At 45.1% G+C, this 18,222-nt stretch carries 18 protein-coding genes; 15 read left to right on the top strand and 3 right to left on the bottom strand.

Features of this window, described 5'->3' with window-relative positions; all coding sequences use genetic code 11:
• Positions 1–3 precede the first annotated feature (3 nt).
• The 7 genes from CSH93_RS02590 to dapE all read left to right on the top strand — a co-directional run bounded on the left by CSH93_RS02590 (position 4) and on the right by dapE (position 6,379).
• Positions 4–342, top strand: coding sequence for a hydrogenase maturation nickel metallochaperone HypA/HybF (locus CSH93_RS02590; protein WP_100641650.1), 339 nt, complete (start codon positions 4–6; stop codon positions 340–342).
• Complete coding sequence (gene hypB, locus CSH93_RS02585; protein WP_100641649.1) at positions 342–1,112, top strand: hydrogenase nickel incorporation protein HypB; 771 nt, start codon at positions 342–344, stop codon at positions 1,110–1,112. The genes CSH93_RS02590 and hypB overlap by 1 nt, the downstream gene beginning before the upstream one ends.
• A complete protein-coding gene (locus tag CSH93_RS02580) occupies positions 1,084–2,184 on the top strand; it encodes a 4Fe-4S dicluster domain-containing protein (protein WP_100641648.1) in 1,101 nt (366 codons plus the stop codon). The genes hypB and CSH93_RS02580 overlap by 29 nt, the downstream gene beginning before the upstream one ends.
• Positions 2,177–2,995 (top strand): FAD/NAD(P)-binding protein, encoded by an 819-nt coding sequence (locus CSH93_RS02575; protein WP_100641647.1) that lies wholly within the window; start codon positions 2,177–2,179, stop codon positions 2,993–2,995. The genes CSH93_RS02580 and CSH93_RS02575 overlap by 8 nt, the downstream gene beginning before the upstream one ends.
• Before the next feature lies 1 nt (position 2,996).
• Entirely contained in the window at positions 2,997–3,791 is a 795-nt protein-coding gene (locus CSH93_RS02570; protein ID WP_100641646.1) for an NADH-quinone oxidoreductase subunit B family protein, read from the top strand.
• Positions 3,788–5,110, top strand: a complete 1,323-nt coding sequence (locus CSH93_RS02565) for a Ni/Fe hydrogenase subunit alpha (protein ID WP_100641645.1) — start codon at positions 3,788–3,790, stop codon at positions 5,108–5,110. Before CSH93_RS02570 ends, CSH93_RS02565 begins: the two co-directional genes overlap by 4 nt.
• Positions 5,111–5,209: 99 nt before the next feature.
• The gene (dapE, locus tag CSH93_RS02560) at positions 5,210–6,379 is read left to right on the top strand and encodes a succinyl-diaminopimelate desuccinylase (protein WP_100641644.1); all 1,170 of its coding nucleotides are present in this window, start codon (positions 5,210–5,212) and stop codon (positions 6,377–6,379) included.
• A gap of 7 nt (positions 6,380–6,386) precedes the next feature.
• Here the strand turns inward: dapE and olsF are convergent, their stop codons facing one another.
• Both olsF and CSH93_RS02550 read right to left on the bottom strand, forming a co-directional pair.
• Complete coding sequence (olsF, locus tag CSH93_RS02555; protein WP_100641643.1) at positions 6,387–8,123, bottom strand: bifunctional ornithine lipid synthase OlsF; 1,737 nt, start codon at positions 8,121–8,123, stop codon at positions 6,387–6,389.
• A 12-nt stretch (positions 8,124–8,135) separates the two neighbouring features.
• The gene (locus CSH93_RS02550; protein ID WP_100641642.1) at positions 8,136–8,936 is read right to left on the bottom strand and encodes a UDP-2,3-diacylglucosamine diphosphatase; all 801 of its coding nucleotides are present in this window, start codon (positions 8,934–8,936) and stop codon (positions 8,136–8,138) included.
• A 173-nt stretch (positions 8,937–9,109) separates the two neighbouring features.
• Here CSH93_RS02550 and lolD point away from each other — a divergent pair, with 173 nt between their 5' ends.
• The 7 genes from lolD to CSH93_RS02515 all read left to right on the top strand — a co-directional run bounded on the left by lolD (position 9,110) and on the right by CSH93_RS02515 (position 14,418).
• Complete coding sequence (gene lolD / locus CSH93_RS02545) at positions 9,110–9,790, top strand: lipoprotein-releasing ABC transporter ATP-binding protein LolD (protein WP_100641641.1); 681 nt, start codon at positions 9,110–9,112, stop codon at positions 9,788–9,790.
• Positions 9,790–11,025, top strand: coding sequence for a lipoprotein-releasing ABC transporter permease subunit (locus tag CSH93_RS02540; protein WP_100641640.1), 1,236 nt, complete (start codon positions 9,790–9,792; stop codon positions 11,023–11,025). Before lolD ends, CSH93_RS02540 begins: the two co-directional genes overlap by 1 nt.
• A gap of 118 nt (positions 11,026–11,143) precedes the next feature.
• Positions 11,144–11,338 (top strand): DUF4177 domain-containing protein, encoded by a 195-nt coding sequence (locus CSH93_RS02535; RefSeq protein ID WP_100641639.1) that lies wholly within the window; start codon positions 11,144–11,146, stop codon positions 11,336–11,338.
• 20 nt (positions 11,339–11,358) lie between these two features.
• The gene (locus CSH93_RS02530) at positions 11,359–11,742 is read left to right on the top strand and encodes a VOC family protein (RefSeq protein WP_100641638.1); all 384 of its coding nucleotides are present in this window, start codon (positions 11,359–11,361) and stop codon (positions 11,740–11,742) included.
• Between the two features lie 43 nt (positions 11,743–11,785).
• On the top strand, positions 11,786–13,117 hold the full coding sequence (locus tag CSH93_RS02525; protein ID WP_164078276.1) for a serine hydrolase domain-containing protein: 1,332 nt from the start codon (positions 11,786–11,788) through the stop codon (positions 13,115–13,117).
• Between the two features lie 5 nt (positions 13,118–13,122).
• Positions 13,123–13,500 (top strand): hypothetical protein, encoded by a 378-nt coding sequence (locus tag CSH93_RS02520; protein WP_124748924.1) that lies wholly within the window; start codon positions 13,123–13,125, stop codon positions 13,498–13,500.
• A 207-nt stretch (positions 13,501–13,707) separates the two neighbouring features.
• Positions 13,708–14,418 (top strand): SIMPL domain-containing protein, encoded by a 711-nt coding sequence (locus CSH93_RS02515; protein WP_100641636.1) that lies wholly within the window; start codon positions 13,708–13,710, stop codon positions 14,416–14,418.
• Between the two features lie 30 nt (positions 14,419–14,448).
• Here CSH93_RS02515 and CSH93_RS02510 read toward each other — a convergent pair whose 3' ends face one another.
• Positions 14,449–15,801 (bottom strand): dicarboxylate/amino acid:cation symporter, encoded by a 1,353-nt coding sequence (locus CSH93_RS02510; protein WP_100641635.1) that lies wholly within the window; start codon positions 15,799–15,801, stop codon positions 14,449–14,451.
• Between the two features lie 118 nt (positions 15,802–15,919).
• Between CSH93_RS02510 and CSH93_RS02505 the strand changes: the two genes are divergently transcribed.
• Positions 15,920–18,103 carry an Ig-like domain-containing protein gene (locus CSH93_RS02505; protein WP_100641634.1) on the top strand — a complete coding sequence of 728 codons (2,184 nt, stop codon included), beginning with the start codon at positions 15,920–15,922 and terminating at the stop codon, positions 18,101–18,103.
• Positions 18,104–18,222 lie beyond the last annotated feature (119 nt).

Genomic DNA, 18,222 nt, shown 5'->3' with positions numbered 1-18,222 from the left:
GGCATGCATGAGTTATCGGTTATTACTGCGCTGTTGGATAAGGTGAAATCAGTAGCCAAAAGTGAAGGGTTCAATACGGTTAAGACAATTGGTATAGAAATAGGTCAAATGACTTGCGTTGACCCACAGCGACTTCAGTTTTGTTTCGACATGGTTAAAGAAGACTCAAGTATGGCGGATGCTGTATTGATGATTAGTAGAGTACCGGCAACGGTGCGGTGCAAACAATGTGGCGATGAACATGCAGTTGCAGGCTATGGTGAAGCGTGTTGCTGTGGCAGTTACGAATGTGAGTTTTTGACCGGAAAGGAATTAAATTTAACGGAAATAGAGTGTGAATAATGTGTACTCATTGTGGATGTAGTAGTGATAAAGCCAGTGTCGTCAATCCGGGTAGCGGTCAAATACCTGAGACGATTACGCGCAAAGAAAGCGCTCATACCTTGCACTTACAGCAAGCAATTTTGGATGGGAATGATGATATCGCTGCGCGAACCCGACACCACTTTCAGCATCAGCAGGTGGTGTGTATTAATGTTATGGGCACCCCTGGAGCTGGTAAAACACACTTGTTAGAGACACTGTTGCGAAACGCATACTTTGACAACGAGCGAGTGGCGGTTCTTGAAGGCGACCAAAACAGTAACAATGATGCTCAACGTATCATCAACGCTGGCGGTAAAGCGCTGCAAATCAATACTGGAACAGGTTGTCACCTCGATGCAGAGATGATCAGCGTTGGTGTGGAAACGCTAGCCCTTACCACGGACAGTTTATTGTTTGTGGAGAATGTAGGGAATTTGGTCTGTCCCGCTTTGTTTGACTTAGGCGAATCGGCTCGCATTGCGATTATGGCGGTAACGGATGGAGAAGATAAGCCGGTTAAGTATCCACATATGTTTAGCCAGTGTGATCTTGTATTGATCAATAAGTCCGATTTGCTCCCTTATGTAGACTTTAATGTTGAAAAAGTCATTCATGATATTTCGCATTTAAACCCGGGTTGCCCGGTATTACTGGTATCAGCCAAAACTGGCGAAGGGGTAGATGCCGTGGCTAAATGGATCCTAGAGCGAACACCCCATGACCAAGCTATTCATACCGCGCAGTGAACTGGAACACTTGCTTAATGTGTTAAAAACATTGGGCTATTCAACGATTGCGCCGCAGGTCAAGCAAGACGCCATTGTGTTTGATTTTATCGAGGGCGTTGAACAACTCCCATGGGGCGTAGAGCAGGAAACTGCGCCCGGTCGATACCAATTGCATCATACCGATAAGCAACGTTGCTTTAGCTGGAACACTGGACCGCAATTATTTAAACCTTGGTTGTTTCAGCCGACTCAAACTTTGTGGACAGGGGTTGAAACTGAGCACGGCATCACGTTTAAACCTGCGCAACAAGATGTGCAAAAACTGGCGTTTATTGGCGCACGAAGTTGCGATATTGCAGCGTTGTATTTGCATGATCAGCACTTTATTCATGGCCCCTACGCCGATGAGCATTATGCTAGACAGCGATCGCAAATATGTATTGTTGCGGTGAATTGTAGCCAAAGTACTCAAACTTGTTTTTGCACCTCAACAGGCGATGGTCCAGAGGCGACATACGGATATGATGTTTTACTCGATGAATTAGAAGAGGGGTATCTCATCTCGGCCAAGAGCCCGACGGGAAATGAAATTATAGAGAAGTTAGCCACGCAGCAAGCGAAGCAAACGCATTTGAGCATGGCGCAGCAGCAATTGGCTAACGCCGCAAACCAACAGCGACAAATGCCGACTTCAGAGGATCTGCAAAAGTTAACGCAACATTTATCTGACGACCAATGGGATAAGATCGCTGAACGTTGTTTAGCCTGTGGCAACTGCACCTCGGTGTGTCCAACCTGTTTTTGTTCAAAACAAGAATCCGAAACAGACGTTGAAACGGGGGAGCATGGTCAAGTTCGTTATTGGGATTCGTGTTTTAGTGAACAACATGCCTACATCTCCGGCAAACCGATACGCACAGCAATCAGCCAGCATTATCGGCAATGGGTATTACATAAACTCGCAAATTGGCAGGTTCAGTATGGCCGAAGTGGTTGTGTTGGCTGTGGTCGCTGCATTGATTGGTGCCCCGCAGCAATTGATTTAGTCGAAGAAGTAAACCTGATGTTAGGGGGCGAGGCCCATGACTAGCTTTGTGCCAATGCAGGCTCGTATTGTTGATAAATCAGTAGAAAGTCCTGGGCTTGAAACCTTGCATCTGGCGATGGATCAGACGGAACCGTTTGCGTTCCATTTTGGCCAATTTAACATGTTGTCAGTCATGGGCATTGGTGAAATCCCCATTTCTATCATGGGCTGGCAAGATGGCGCTTTGTTGCACACTATCCGTAGTGTAGGGCGAGTATCAGAAGCGATATTACAACTTCCCATTGATACACATGTTGGTTTACGCGGGCCATTTGGCCAAGGCTGGCCACTCGAACATTTTGAAGGGCGCGATCTGGTGTTTATTACGGCCGGACTGGGCTGTGCCCCAGTCGTAGCAGCCATCAATTTTGCGGTTACTCATCGCAATAATTATCGACGCATTGTGATTCTTCAAGGGGTTAAACATCACAACGATTTGTTGTGGCAGCCCAAGTATGATGCATGGCGAGAGATGGGTGATTGTCAGGTGCTACTCGCTGCGAGCGAAGAGAAAAAGCAAAAGCATCAGTGGAAACTCGGTATGGTGACGGCGCTTTTGGATGATGCTGAGTTTGATCCGTCTCATTGTGCAGTGATGATTTGTGGTCCAGAAATTATGATGCTATCGGCGATGCCATACCTACAAAAACGTAACGTGCGCGACGACGATATCTATTTGAGTATGGAACGTAATTTTCAATGTGGCCAAGGATTATGCGGACATTGTCAGTTAGGCCCATTTTTCGTGTGCAAAGATGGGCCTGTTTTTCGTTATTCAGACGTTAAACCCTGGCTAGGTGTAAGAGGTATTTAATATGTCAGATCACCTTAGTGTTGCCATCCATAAATTAACCTCGTGCTCTGGCTGCCAGTTGGGCTTTATCAACCTCGGTAGCAAATTGCTCAACGTTATGTCTTTTGTGCATTTTACTCATTTTATTGAGGCCGGCGTCTATGATCCTGATACGCCGGTGGATGTGGCATTGGTAGAGGGGAGTGTCTCAACTGAGGATGATCTGTTACGCCTTGAACAAGTGCGTAAGAATTGTCGGTGGCTGGTGACTATGGGGGCGTGTGCTACCAGCGGTGGTGTTCAAGCACTTCGCAATATTGCAGATGCACAGGCGTGGAAAGCCTCAGTATATGCCTCACCGGAGTTTGTTGAGTCGTTGGATACATGTACGCCAGTCGCGGAGCATGTCAAAGTCGATTTTGAATTGTGGGGGTGTCCGGTTACCCATGAGCAATTAATACAGTTGCTACAACAACTGCGAGTCGGGGTTTTGCCAAAAGACAATAGTGAAAAAGTCTGCATGGCGTGCAAGCGTTCACAAAATGTGTGTGTCATGGTGACACATCAATCGCCATGTTTAGGCCCAGTTGTCAGAACTGGCTGTGGTGCGTTGTGTCCGTCATTTGGCCGCGCGTGTTTCGGTTGTTTTGGCCCATCCGGTCAGGCTAACACGGAAGGGGTTGCAAATCGTTTTGAGGGATTAGGTCTACAACCTGAAGCGATAGCGCAAGTATTCGCCGGGATCCACAGTCACCAACAACAACATCGTCAACAAATTGAGCGATGGCGTGACATTCCAATCAAGGAGGTTAAATGAGTAAAGGTCCTACCGAAGGTTTCACCGAGGGTCGCACCATTAACCTTAAAGTGCCTTTCATTACGCGTGTTGAGGGAGAGGGCGCATTAGAGCTTGTAACCTCGGGCGATCATATTGAAACGCTGCATTTAAAAATATTCGAACCGCCAAGGTTGTTTGAGCGATTGTTGCAAGGTAAGTCTTATACCGAAGTCCCCGATCTCAGTGCGCGAATTTGTGGGATTTGCCCCATGGCATATCAGTTGACATCCATACTGGCAATGGAGACGTTATTTGATGTAGAGATACCACGTCCGCTAGTGGAACTGCGTAAGTTGATGAATTTAGGCGAGTGGTTACAGAGCCATTCGTTGCACATTCACTTTCTTGCTATGCCCGACTTCTATGGTTTTGACAGTGCGTTGCAAATGGCTGCAACACACGGTGAGCTGCTCAAGCGAGGTATGCAGATCCAAGAGGCTGGTAATACCTTGATGCGATTATTGGGGGGGCGTTCAGTACACCCTGTGGGTTTGAAAGTGGGGGGCTTTAGCCAGTTACCGAGTAAAACCGCATGGGAAAACGCAAGACGGGTGGTAAATGACGCAATCCCTGCCGTGAATGCGTTGTTAAATTGGTCTGCTCAATTGACAATACCTCAGCACACACAAGATTTTGTCGGTGTGTGTTTACGAGATGAACACGAATATGCCATGAATCAAGGACGAGTTTGTTCGTCCAGTGGTTTGAATATATCGTCAGAGCGTTACCCGGACAGTTTTAAAGAGCATCAAGTCGCACATTCAACCGCTTTTTATTCATTATTAGATGGCAAGGATTACCTCGTGGGTCCTTTGGCCAGAATGAACATGAATTTCGACTTACTGCCTGAAAATATTCAATATATGGCCAATGAACTGGGTTTGAGTTTTCCCACTCAGAACATGTTTACCAGCATTCAAGCGAGGGCTTTAGAGTGTGTCTGGACTCTTTATTCGGCGCAGCAAATTCTGCAACAAGACTGTCCTACAGGAGCCGCGAGTGTGGGATATGATGTCAAAGCTGGGCACTGCACATTTGCAACTGAAGCACCGCGAGGTCTGATTTTTCATCGCTATGAATTAGACAATCAAGGGCGTGTAGAGGATTGCACGATCATTCCGCCCACAAGCCAAAATCAAGCGCGCATTGAACAAGATCTGAAAGTATCTGTGCGCCAGTTTGGGCTGGATAAACCTGAACAGGAGATTAAACATTTTTGTGAACAGATCATACGAAACTATGATCCCTGCATCTCCTGCTCAACACACTTTTTAGACTTCACTCATATTCGTAATTAGGCTTAGCTTTTAGTGTCATCAGATTGTCGTTAAACCGTAACGGATTTGTCATGCGTGGCATGCATAGTTGCATAGGTAATCAATTAGTTACGATATTTTATGCCAACACTTTTATCTGCAAGTGCGCGTACCAATCTGGCAATTGATATTGCCAAATCTCTTATTCAATGCCCATCTATTACACCCAATGACGCCGGCTGTCAGCGCATTATCCAATCGCTCCTCGAACCCTTAGGATTTCATTGTGAAACAATCAATGTGAACGGGGTGAGTAATTTGATTGCACGCATCGGTAATGGCGAGCGGCATATTGCGTTTAACGGTCATACTGATGTTGTGCCGCCCGGTCCAATGGATCTGTGGCAATGCGATCCGTTCGCGGCCAACATCATAGGCGATAGCCTTTATGGCCGCGGTGTGGCGGATATGAAAACGGGCGTTGCAGCGATGCTGGCTGCCTGTCAGCAGTTCGATTGGCATTGTCTAGATCCCAGTACTTCATTTTGGTTTCTTATAACCAGTGATGAAGAAGGAGAAGCTGAAGATGGCAGTAAAGCCATAAAAGCTTACCTTGATAATCAGGGAGTCCAGTTTGATAGTGTGTTGATAGGGGAGCCCACTGCAAGTGCTCACACAGGCGATACTTTAAAAGTAGGGCGAAGGGGTTCTTTATCAGGCACACTACTGTTAAATGGCAAACAAGGCCATGTGGCTTATCCGAGCAAGGCTATTAATGCGGCACTCCTTGCGGCACACGTTGCCCACGAATTAAGTGAATTGCCCTTTGCCTGCGGTTCTGAAGATTTTCCTGGCACCAGTTTGCAAATTACGCAGATTGACACTGGCGCATTCTCAGACAACATTATTCCGGGTCGGTGTACGATTAATTTTAATGTTCGCTATGCCAGCGATTTTACCGAAGGCGAATTGCAAACGCTTATTATGACGGCCGTTGAACGGGTGACGTCACACTACAGTATTACGTGGCAACGGCCGTGCACCGCTTATTTGAGCCAGCCGCGCAATTCCGAGCGCTGTTTGATCAGACTCGCCGAGCAAGCGATTGTTGATACCACTGGGCGGTATCCAAAGTTGAGCACCGCAGGAGGCACATCGGATGGCCGTTTTTTTGCCAGTGAAGGCACTCAGGTTGTGGAGCTAGGCGTACCCAACACTACCATTCATCAAGTCAACGAACGCGTACCTTTGGTTGAGATTAAACGGTTACAGCGGGTCTATTCTCGTTTGTTAAGTAGTTGGCTGGGGTAAGGCTGGATTAACCAGCCTTTTCTTGGTGTTGATGCACTTGTATGTAACGTTTATGCTTCTTAGCCTGCATTGTGGCGGTATCAACAACGACTAGGCCATCTATGCAGTGGTTAAAATCAGGATCCACGTTAAAATCTAGAAACGCAACGCCACCTTCCTCACATATTTCTGAATACTGTTTAAATAGTGTCGGAACATTGCAACCAATATTGGCGAGCAAGTGCTTCAATTGTTTAAATGCGGAAGCGTAATCGCTGTCAATAAAGTTTACTGGACTTTGTAAATGACCACCGTAGGGCGTTACCGCTGTTGCCTTTAACTCAGGTTGAGAATCTAACTGAGTGAACCGAGATGAATAAAAGTTTACCAAGAGGGCTTTGGCTGGCTCAGGCAGCGCGTTACTGATGCTAACAGCGCCAAACATATATTGGTAATTGGGGTAACGATTTAAAAAAGCACCGATCCCGTACCATAAATAATCGAGACTGCGCTTGCCCCAATAGCGCGGTTGCACAAAACTACGTCCAAGCTCTAGCCCTTTATCCATCATGGCCTGGCATTGAGGCGAATAATCAAACAACGTCGCAGAATATAACCCGGTTGGATGATTGGGCGCAGATAATTGCTTAGCATCACCTAAGCGGTAGGCGCCAACTATTTCGAGATCGTTATCATCCCACAATATCAAGTGGTAATAGTGACTGTCGAAAACGTCTATATCTCTACGTTTCAGAGAGCCTTCGCCAACAGCACGAAATGCAATTTCGCGCAATCGGCCAATCTCCCGCATGATAGGAGAGCTGCGTGTATGTTGATATAAATATATGAGCTTGCCATCACTGGTTGTGCCTAAATGTTCACACTGAGTTTTAATCGCGTGTTTTAAGCACTGTCTGTCTTCAGGTAAGGCTATTGGGTTTTGTGTGATAAAGAGTGGCTTTTTACCTTGGCCGACACGGTATACATGCTTTTTCATCAGTTTTGTGGTGTCGTCTATAGACAAGTTAATACCTGCATAGCTGCTATGCGGAATTAGCTCACCAATGCGAACTGGGATATGCGCACAACGTTGTTTGAACATTTCCTTGACTAACAGCGCCGTCGCTAAGGGTTTGTAAAGCATCGATGCACCGTAGAATAATGCCGAGTTTTTGGCATCAACGAACATCGGCAAAACCGGGGCTTGTACCGATTGAGCGATACGTAAAAAGCCAGTATGCCAATGGGTATCACGCACACCTTGAGGACGAAGGCGAGACACTTCACCTGCTGGGAATATCAATACTGCACCACCGCCGTGAAGGTGCTTTCTAATGTTGGCAAGATTTTGTTTTGGGGTTCTGCCGCCCATGTTATTGACGGGAAGTAACATGTCATTTAGCGGCTTAATTGCCATTAACATAGTGTTAGCAACAACCTTAAGATCGCTGCGTACTTCACTGAGCAATTTAATCAGTACCAGCGCATCAAGTGAACCGATAGGGTGGTTTGCAATGATGACCACTTTTCCTTCGCTGGGGATGTTTTCTTTCTCGCTATCGCGTACAGAAAAGCTGATGTTGAAGTACTCTAATACTTGTTCGACAAAGTCTATGTCGTGCAAGTGAGGATAGGTTTCTGCGAATGCTGCAAATTCGTCTTCATTGAGTAAGTGCTTAAGCAAAAAACTGGACGATTTATATAACAATGGTCGCTCAGACAATTGTGGATAATGTTGCTCAATTACATCAGATACAGTGAACATAGTATGTCTCTCTTAAGCAGCGTGATGACGTGTGAAAGGTATAACTTCAGCTGGCGCAATAGCCGCATCAATCATACTGTTGGTCAGTAGACGTAACTCACCAGATTCGAGTTCAATGAGTGCGGAGCAGCTTTCCACCCAATCACCGTCGTTGACATAGTGAACGCCATGTACGGTTACAGATTCAGGGTGGTGTATATGGCCACAAATAACGCCATCTACCTGATACTCAGCCGCTCTGCGACACACCGCATTGCGGTATCGATCAATGGCGAGGTTTGCACCTTTTATGCGCCTTTTTATATAGCTGGCAAGCGACCAGTAACGTTTATTACGACGCTGCATGTAATGGTTATACCAACGGTTCAGAGTGAGTAAAAAATCGTAACCTTTGTCACCCATCCATTGGTGGAACCAACCTAGCGTCACATCGGCATCAAACTGATCACCATGCAAAACAAGATATCGTTTACCGTCGGCAGTGGTATGAATGGTTTCTCGTTGGATATCCACTTCACCAAACGACATGCCATCGTATTTTTGTAACGGCGCGTCGTGATTACCGGGCAAGAAAACCACACGGGTTCCTTGGTGACTGAACTCCATCAGCTTATGAAGAACATCATTGTGGGCTTTGGGCCAGCGAAATTGCTTACTCATTTGCCACATATCAACAATGTCGCCAACTAAATAGAGTTGTTCGCATTCTAAGGCGTCGAGAAAATCAAGTAATAACTCAGCTTTACAGTCACGGCTGCCGAGATGAATGTCTGAAAGAAATACACTGCGGGCTTTAATGCGAGGTGTAGGCATAATGTGTCCAAGTCTGTAGGATCTACTCGGATTGATAGCGTATAGCCTTCGCTTGACAGAATCGTGAACGATTGATGACGTTATAGTGACAAAATAAATCGTCGATTAATTGTCAGCTTGGTTGAAATTTGCGTTATCATTCGCGCATCTATCTGATAAAGCTACTATTGTTTATGCCTCCATTGTTAACTTGTCACGCGCTGTGTAAATCATTTAAAGACGGAGAGAAGTCCATCGATGTTTTACAAAATGTTAATTTTAGTGTGAATGCGGGAGAGCAGGTCGCGATTCTAGGCAGCAGTGGCTCCGGAAAATCAACATTACTGCATATTCTTGGCGCCTTAGACACACCAACCAGCGGTAGTATAGAAATAAATGGCAACGCATTGTTTGATATGAATAGTCAGCAACAAGCTGACTTTCGTAATCACACGATGGGCTTTGTTTATCAATTCCATCATTTATTGCCCGAATTTAGTGCATTAGAAAACGTTGCGATGCCGTTATTGATCGCCGGGATAAATCCAAAGCAAGCCGAAGAAAAAGCTACCAGTATGTTGGATAGAGTAGGGCTTTCTCATCGACTGAAGCATCAACCCGCCAAACTATCCGGTGGTGAACGACAACGTGTAGCGATTGCCCGGGCGTTGGTCAACGAGCCGCAATTAGTATTGGCTGATGAGCCGACGGGTAATTTGGACAAAGCAACAGGTGAAACCATCGCCGAATTGTTGACTGAGCTGAGAGCGTCTCTGGATACCGCTTTTGTGGTGGTTACTCATGACAACGCCTTTGCTGAACAATTTGATAGAATATTAAGCCTTTCAGCAGGTCACCTAGAGGAGGTGCGTTGATGCCATTGGTATGGCAATTAGCCACCCGTTTTAGGCGCGCTAAACAAACTAACGGTTTTGTTTCGTTTATTTCTTTTTCCTCTACATTTGGCGTCGGATTAGGCTGTTTTGTACTGATATTGTTGCTTTCCGTTATGAACGGTTTCGAGCGAGAACTTAAACAGCGTGTATTATCCTTTATTCCTCACGGTGAGCTGCAAGCAGTGTCGTCTCAGGGTATTGCCGATTGGCAAATGGCAGCCAGAACCTTTTCACAAGACGGTCGAATCAAACACGTTCAACCTTACGCTAAGTTAACCGGTATGTTGCAGGTGGGAAGTAGCATGAAAGCGGTTGATCTGACGGCGTTGTCGCCGACTGAAATAGAACAAAATGCGTTGTTTAGTTATGTCGATGAGCAAAGCAAAGAGGCTTTTTCGGCACAAGATAATGGTGTGATTCTAGCGGCCGGTATTGTTGAATCTCTGGGCTTGAGCGTGGGTGAAAAAGTCCAACTTTTGATACCGACAGTAACAGAAGATTTAACTTTTAAAGCGCCTCAAACCATATGGCTAACCCTGATTGGCAGTTTTTCGATTGGCGGTGAATTGGACAACAAAATAGGCTTTTTACCGCTATCAGTGGCAGTTGAAAAACTTAATATTGACCATGGTGCGCAGGGCTTACGCTTTGAATTGTATGACCCATTCGACGCCTACAATACCATGCGCGATATTGGCTACAATTTTGACCAAGCCGTTTATATTTCTGATTGGACACGTACTCAGGGCCATTTATATCAAGACATACAGTTGGTGCGTTTAATCGTATATATTGCCTTGACGCTGGTTATTGCAGTAGCGTGCTTTAATATCGTCTCAGGGCTTGTTATGACGGTAGAGGAAAAGCGCTCAAGTATTGGTATTCTCAAAACGATGGGACTAAATGACAGTCGAATACGGCTGACGTTTTTAATCCAAGGGCTGATCAATGGCTTTATTGGTATAATTTTAGGGTGTTTGCTCGGTGTCATTACCGCCATCAATTTAAGTGATTGGATCGGTGCATTAGAGCGTTTGGTCGGTATTCAATTGCTCTCAGGCGACATCTATTTTGTCAATTTCTTACCAACCGAATTGCAATGGCACGATGTGGTGGTAACCGCCGTCATCGCCAGCGTGCTGACTATTATTTCTACGCTTTACCCGGCGTCTAAAGCGGCTAAAGTCTCTCCTGCAAGTGCTTTAAGTCATTAGATAATTCGTTTACCCCAAATTTATTTTGAATGCCAGCATTTGCATCTGTGCAAACTATGATGGCTCTGTCTATAGTTAGCTAACTTGCATTTTTTGTTAAGCGTTCACAGGAATAATTATGGATAGATTTGAATATAAGATTGTTGATTCTAAGGATGTCGAGTCAGCGGGGTTATTTAAAGGGCGCAGGCGCGAAGATGTGGAAGCCTATTTGAATGAGCTTGGTGCACAAGGGTGGGAGTTGGTTAATGTTGATTTTCGTGAGCTGGAAGCTGCATTGGAATTCTCTGGTGTTATGAAGCGTAAGCCATAATCTGTAGGTAACAGTTAATCATGAACAATCAAATTGAAGCTATTGGCCAATTAGCCATAACGGTGAAGGACATCAGCAGCGCATTAACCTTTTACCGGGATGTTTTAGCGTTACCTTTTTTATTCTCTCCCAATGAAAACCTAGCGTTTTTACAATGCGGTGAAACACGCATTATGCTTACCACGCCTCAAGGTTCTGGGCAGATTGGAGCTAACTCAATACCCTATTTCAAAGTGAGCCAAATTGAAGGCTTCTATGCCAATGCTGTTGAACAAGGCGCGACAGCTGAAAGAGTGCCTGCGATGGCTGCTCAAATGAGCGATCACGATTTATGGATTGGTTTCTTAAAAGATCCTGATGGAAATCTGATTGGTATAATGCAAGAAAAGCCAACAGAACAATGAATATTAAACGACTCCAACTTTTCCCGGCAAGGCAGCAAGTCATATGAAGTTACGTTACCCACACTGTGTGTGTTTATTGGCAATATGCGCTGTGCAATTCGCATATGCCAGCTCCTCCCCTGTTAAATTCTTAGATGCAGAGGCTTCAGACCCTAGGTCATTAGCCTGGATGCAAGGCACGCCACCCCCACCTGAAAAGCGCATCACGCAGCCGCAAAGCAATTATTTTAGTTTCCCTAAATTACGTTGGACGGTTTGTCATATTCGAGAGCTATTACCGACGAAACGAGTTAGCCGTGGCCTTGGGGCTCCGAGCCGGCTTGATTACGCGTTAGATCCGGCTATCGATTCACTTCAATTCCAACCTCTAAACCAAGATGAAACGATGTCTTGGCGGCAATCATTGGATGCTAATTACACCGATGGCGTTGTTGTGTTACATCGCGGTCGTATTGTTTATGAATATTATTCGGGATGTTTAAACGAGGAAAGTCAGCATGCTGCAATGTCTATGACCAAGTCATTGACGGGACTAATGGCAGAAATTCTGATCGCTGAAGGTTATCTTGACGAGACATTACTTGTACAGGACATCATTCCTGAACTGCGTGATAGCGCTTTTGGCAGCGCTACGGTTCGTCAAGTAATGGATATGACTACGTCACTACAATACAGTGAGGATTATGCAGATCCTCAAGCGGATATCTGGCAATACTCTGCGGCTGCAAGCCCACTACCTAAAGCGCCTGATTATAAAGGACCAAACGGCTATTTTGAGTACTTGCAAACGGTAAAACAAAATGCAGAACATGGTTCAGAGTTTGGCTACAAGACGATCAATACGGACGCGTTGGGTTGGGTTATTAGTCGCATTACGGGAATGGGATTGGCTGAATTTTTGTCTTATAAAATATGGCGAAAAATAGGTGCGGAACAAGACGCCTATATGACGGTTGACGCCTATGGTACTGCGTTTGCCGGTGGTGGTTTAAGTGCCGGTTTACGAGATTTAGCAAAAATTGGTCTTTTGATGCTGAATGACGGCAAATTAAACGGTATTCAAGTTTTTCCTAGCTCAGTTTTAGACAGTATCCAAAGCGGTGGAGACCAGCAGTTATTCGCTCAAGCCGGGTATAAAACCTTACCTGGAGCTAGTTATAGAAGCATGTGGTGGGTTTTCCACAATCAAAACAAGGCATTTGCAGCCAGAGGTGTGCATGGACAGACAATATACGTGGATCCTACAGCTGATATGGTGATTGTTCGTTTGTCGTCTTACCCGCTGGCTAAAAATGGCTATATAGATCCAACTTCATTGCCAGCCTATCAGGCGTTAGCCGATTATTTAATGTCTAAACCCGTTAATAAGGAATAATGATTATGAAAAAAGCAGCATTGTTATTTATCGTTGCGGCGCTAACCGGCTGTATGTCGCAAACGTTACAAGGTTTTGTTGGTAAAGACGTAAGAAGCGTAATGGTTGATATGGGACCACCGGATAACGCGTTTGATATGGGCGATGGCCGCAGAGCGTTTCAATGGGTTCAGAATCGTGAGTACACAGATCCGGTGACGGTCACAACAACAGAAGTGACAAAGGACGGTAAACATGTAGATTGGGTAAATTCAGTATCTACCATTTCTGGTGGTAGAACGGTTTCAACACCTTGCCACTATACGGTATTTGCGCGCTGGAATTCATCAAATGAGGCTTGGATTGTAGAGGACTTTAAACGTCCAAGCATTGAATGTGAGTAAAAGCCGTTTTATAGCTACTTACTGTACTTACATAAGCGATCGTTTCTCAGTATTCGAGTGCCATTTTTTTGTGCGAAATGAGCATAAAGTCGCTACATTTCATGTACATTTGTGACTTAACCAATTGTTCTAATTGCGGATTAGTGAACGAAACGCGTGCTCTCGTTTCGTTAATTGGTTAAATAATGACACGAGGTTTTATAAATTATGAATGCATCCAAGCCTTGGATACTGGGTATTTCGTTTATCATTGGTTGCCTACTACTGGGTATGACGCTGGGTAAGTCAGCGTTGGATTTTAAGGCGTTTGAACGCTCGGTGACGGTCAAAGGGTTATCAGAGAGAGAATACCCTGCAGATATCGTCATTTGGCCAATTCAATTCAATATTGCCAGTAATGAACTCTCATCGCTGTATCAAGAAATTGAACAAAATACGCAAGCGATAAAACAATTTTTAACCTCCAACGGATTAGGTGATGATGACATTACGGTCTCGTCTCCGAACATTACCGATAAATCGGCACAGCAGTATGGTGGTAATGCGCGAGCAGAGTTTCGATATACGGCTTTTCAAACGGTCACTGTATATTCTAACGATATCGATACCGTGCGAGCCGTTATGGGGAAATTAAGCGATTTAGGTAAACAGGGCATTGTCTTGACGGGTGGGAATTACAATGGCCAAACCGAGTACTTGTTCACTCGATTAAATGATGTTAAACCTGAGATGGTCGAAGAGGCAACGCGCAAAGCGCGCGAGGTAGCGGAAAAGTTTGCATCTGACTCTCAAAGTCGGCTGGGTAAAATTAAACGTGCGTCACAAGGCCAATTCACGATTTCTGCGCGTGACAATAATAACCCTCACATTAAAAAGGTGAGGGTGGTATCAACTGTTGAATATTACCTTTCAGATTAAAAAAAAAGCGCCAATCGGCGCTTTTTTTGACTAGGGTTTATTGTGCGAGAAGTCGGTAAAGTCGACTTCCTCTTTGCTTCCCCCAGCATCAGGATCATGATAAGTGTTACGATCCAACTCTTTCTCACTGTTAGCCACGATACACGCTACCGTGCAGTCACCGGTAATATTGACAACGGTTCGTGTCATATCGAGTAACCGATCGATACCGATGATTAAAGCAATACCCTCGACTGGCAGATTAACTTGTTGCAGTACCATCGCTAACATGATCAAACCAACGCCGGGAACGCCAGCGGTGCCGATAGACGCGAGCGTTGCAGTGACTACAACCATAAGCATGTCTGTTGTTGATAAGTCGACGCCGTATACCTGAGCGATGAATACGGTCGCTACGCCTTGCATGATAGCGGTACCGTCCATATTGATGGTCGCCCCAAGTGGGATGGTGAAGGATGATACTGTAGGTTTTACCCCTAACTTGTAGCGAGCGGTTTCCAGTGTGACGGGTAAAGTCGCACTGCTGCTTGATGTACTAAATGCAAATAGGGCAGCATCACGCATTTTTCGCAGGAGAATTATTGGGTTTAACCCGGTAAAAAACTTCAGTAAAAGGGGATAGGTGAATAAGGCATGCGCGATTAAAACAAAAAAGACCAAAAAGAAATACTTCGCCAAGCTACCCAACATATCAGTACCGACGGTCGCAAATAACTTCGCCATCAATACAAATACACCATAGGGCGCAAGATTCATAATGATCGTTACTAACTTCATGATAACGGTGTTGATATCATCGAAGAATTTACCAATACGTTTGCCGGCATCGCCTGTCATCGCCATCGCAATACCGAATAGCACGGCAAACACGATAATTTGTAGCATGTTACCTTCTGCCATTGAATTAATAGGGTTGGAAGGGAACATATTGATAAATACTTCAGACAGTGGTGGGGCTTGATTAGCACTGAATTGAGCGTCTGTAGGTCTCTCTACACCAGACCCCGGCTGGATTAGCAAGGCAAAAAACATCGCAATTGAAATGGCGATAAAGGTTGTAAAAATATACAAACCGATAGATTTCGCACCTAAGCGGCCTAATTTACTGGGTTCCGACAAACTGCTGGTACCACATACCAAAGACACGAACACCAAAGGAACTACCAGCATTTTCAAACTGGCTATAAAGATAGTACCTAAAGTTGAAAATATACCGTCTACTAAAATTCTATACGCGGAAAACTCCATACCAAATAGGCTAATGAGTAAATCTCCGCTATCATCAGCGAGAAGTTGAAGCAAACTGCCGATAACGATTCCGGCAATCATGCCGATAAAAATTCGTGCAGTTAGGCTATATTTAGTAGTAGGAGCTTCAGACATGCAATTTCCGAGTGTTATTGTTGTTGTAGTTGATAGCCTAACAAGTTTGCCGATTAACCTGAACCTTTTTAGACACCAAACTGTGGTCAGTGGATGGAAACCATAGCGGGGAAAACCAATGAATGTAAAGCTATCATCAATACCTAAAATAATCTTTATGATGCTCAGCCTGTTACTTGCGGCATGTGGCGGCGGGGGAGAAATCTCCCGAGAAGGAACTATAGAACCAGATCCCCCTACAGCATCGGTCATGGCCATATCACTGCAAATAGTAGATAGTGATGGTCAACCGCAAAATGAATTAGCATCAGGCGCACCGCTGACTATTGTCGCCACCGTTACCCAAGATGGCGATCCGGTGAACGACGAACTGGTGACATTTTCTTTCAGCATCGATGGTTTAGCTGAATTTGGTAATGACACAGGAACGGCGTTAACAGGAAGTGATGGCGTCGCTACCATCGACATTCTGGTCGGTGAAGATTCAGGTGACGGTTTAGTATTGGCGAACGCTGGCACTGCTGAAACCGCATCAGTCGGGTTTAAATCATCAGGTTCAGTTATCGTCGGAGAATTGCCGACTTCATTAGAATTCTTTGCATCGTCTATTCAACTCGCGTCGAGTGGCTCGGATCAAGTCGAGCTGATTGCGTTAGTTAAGAATGAGCAAAATATTTTAATGGAAGGTATTCAAGTAGATTTCTCTGCAAACCAAGATGCGTCACTGCAAATTGTAAATGCTGTCACACAAGCTGATGGTACCGCGCGGGCATTACTTTCTACGTCTAATAAAGCACTACGTACGATTACGGCAACAGCTTCAACCAGCAACTTGACTAATACGGTAGACGTAGAAGTCGTAGGAACTGAAATAAACTTGAATGCACCATCAAGCGTGATTATCGATGATAGCTCACCAGTCACGATCATTGTTGCCGATTCTGATGGTACAGGTATCCCTAATCAAACTGTTCAATTGAGTGCTCAATTTGGCACGTTAGACAATACGTCTCCGTCAACCAATGAAAATGGTCAGGTAACGGTTAATTACAGCTCATCGGTATCAGGCACGGATACCATTGTTGCATCGGCGCTAAACACTGAAACCAGTATTGATATAGTGGTGCAAGAGGATGATTTTAGTTTCTCAACGTTACCGACAGAAGATGTTGAGTTAGGTGAAAATGCGACGATTCGTATTCGTTGGTATAAAGATGGCACTCCGCTAGTGGGTGGTACTGTCTCGCTAACGGCGTCTCGCGGCACATTAAACACCAATGCTCAGCAAACGGATTCGAACGGTGTTGCTTCATTTAGCATTAGCTCAACTGATGCAGGTGTTTCATCACTCTCAGCCTTAGGTGTTGATGGCGGTGGCAATGAAGTGACTGCACGTGGTTCGGTTGAGTTTATCGCGACAGATGCACAAACAATCTACGTTGATGCATCACCGGATCTAATTGGTCCAGAAGGCAAGAAGAGTACTATTACTGCAATCGTACGTGATGGGTCTGGTAACTTGGTGAAAGGTAAACTACTTGAGTTCCGCCTTGACGATATCAGTGGTGGTAGCATCGAGCCGAGCACCGCTACAACGGATAGCAACGGTATTGCATCGACCGTATACACCAGTAATGCAACCAGCAGTGAAGATGCTGTTATTGTTCATGCAACAGTATCTGATAACCCAGCGGTAACAAACTTTACAACGTTGACGGTTGGTGAGCGAGCGTTTGACCTATCAATTGGTACGGGTAAGGATATTAATATTCCTGACTCAGCTTCATATATGAAAGAAATTGCAGTGTTCGTATCCGACTCTGTTGGTCAGGCAGTAGCAAATGTTGATTTGACGGTATCTTCAACGCCAGTGAAGTTCTCGCAGGGTGGTGGTTATTACAAGGGCTACTGGGAATGGGATCCAGATCTACGCGTGTGGTATCCAGTTCGTACTATTTTCTGTCCGAATGAAGATATTGATGCGAATGGCTTCCTAGATGCCGGAGAAGATAACAACGGCGACGGTGAGTTAACCCCAGGTATTATCGGTACGGTTGCGTTCCAAGATGGCGATAACTCGACTGACACAAACGGTCAGGCCACAATCGAATTGCGTTATCCGAAGCAATATGCGCCATGGACTGATGTATTGGTGTCGGCGTTCGGTAATTCGTCAGGTAGTGAAGCAACAGACAGCTTACAACTCACATTGCCAGTGGCTGCAAGTGACGTGAACGTTGAAGCGTCACCACCACCGCCAAACCCGTTTGGCGTGCTACCAGATTGTTCAACAACTGATTAATATCCGAAGCCGCTCAAATGAGCGGCTTTTTTTATGGGTTCTTACCTTTCTAGGTTTTAAACACCGTCTTATATTTTGTAGATTGATTCAAGGTGAAAATCTTAAATGCTAAACGCTCA

The sequence above is a fragment of the Neoalteromonas facilis genome, assembly GCF_002807665.1.
Classification (GTDB): Bacteria; Pseudomonadota; Gammaproteobacteria; order Enterobacterales; family Alteromonadaceae; genus Alteromonas_E; species Alteromonas_E facilis.
Note: the sequence above shows the minus strand (reverse complement) of the source record. Positions and strands in the feature narration are given on the sequence as shown.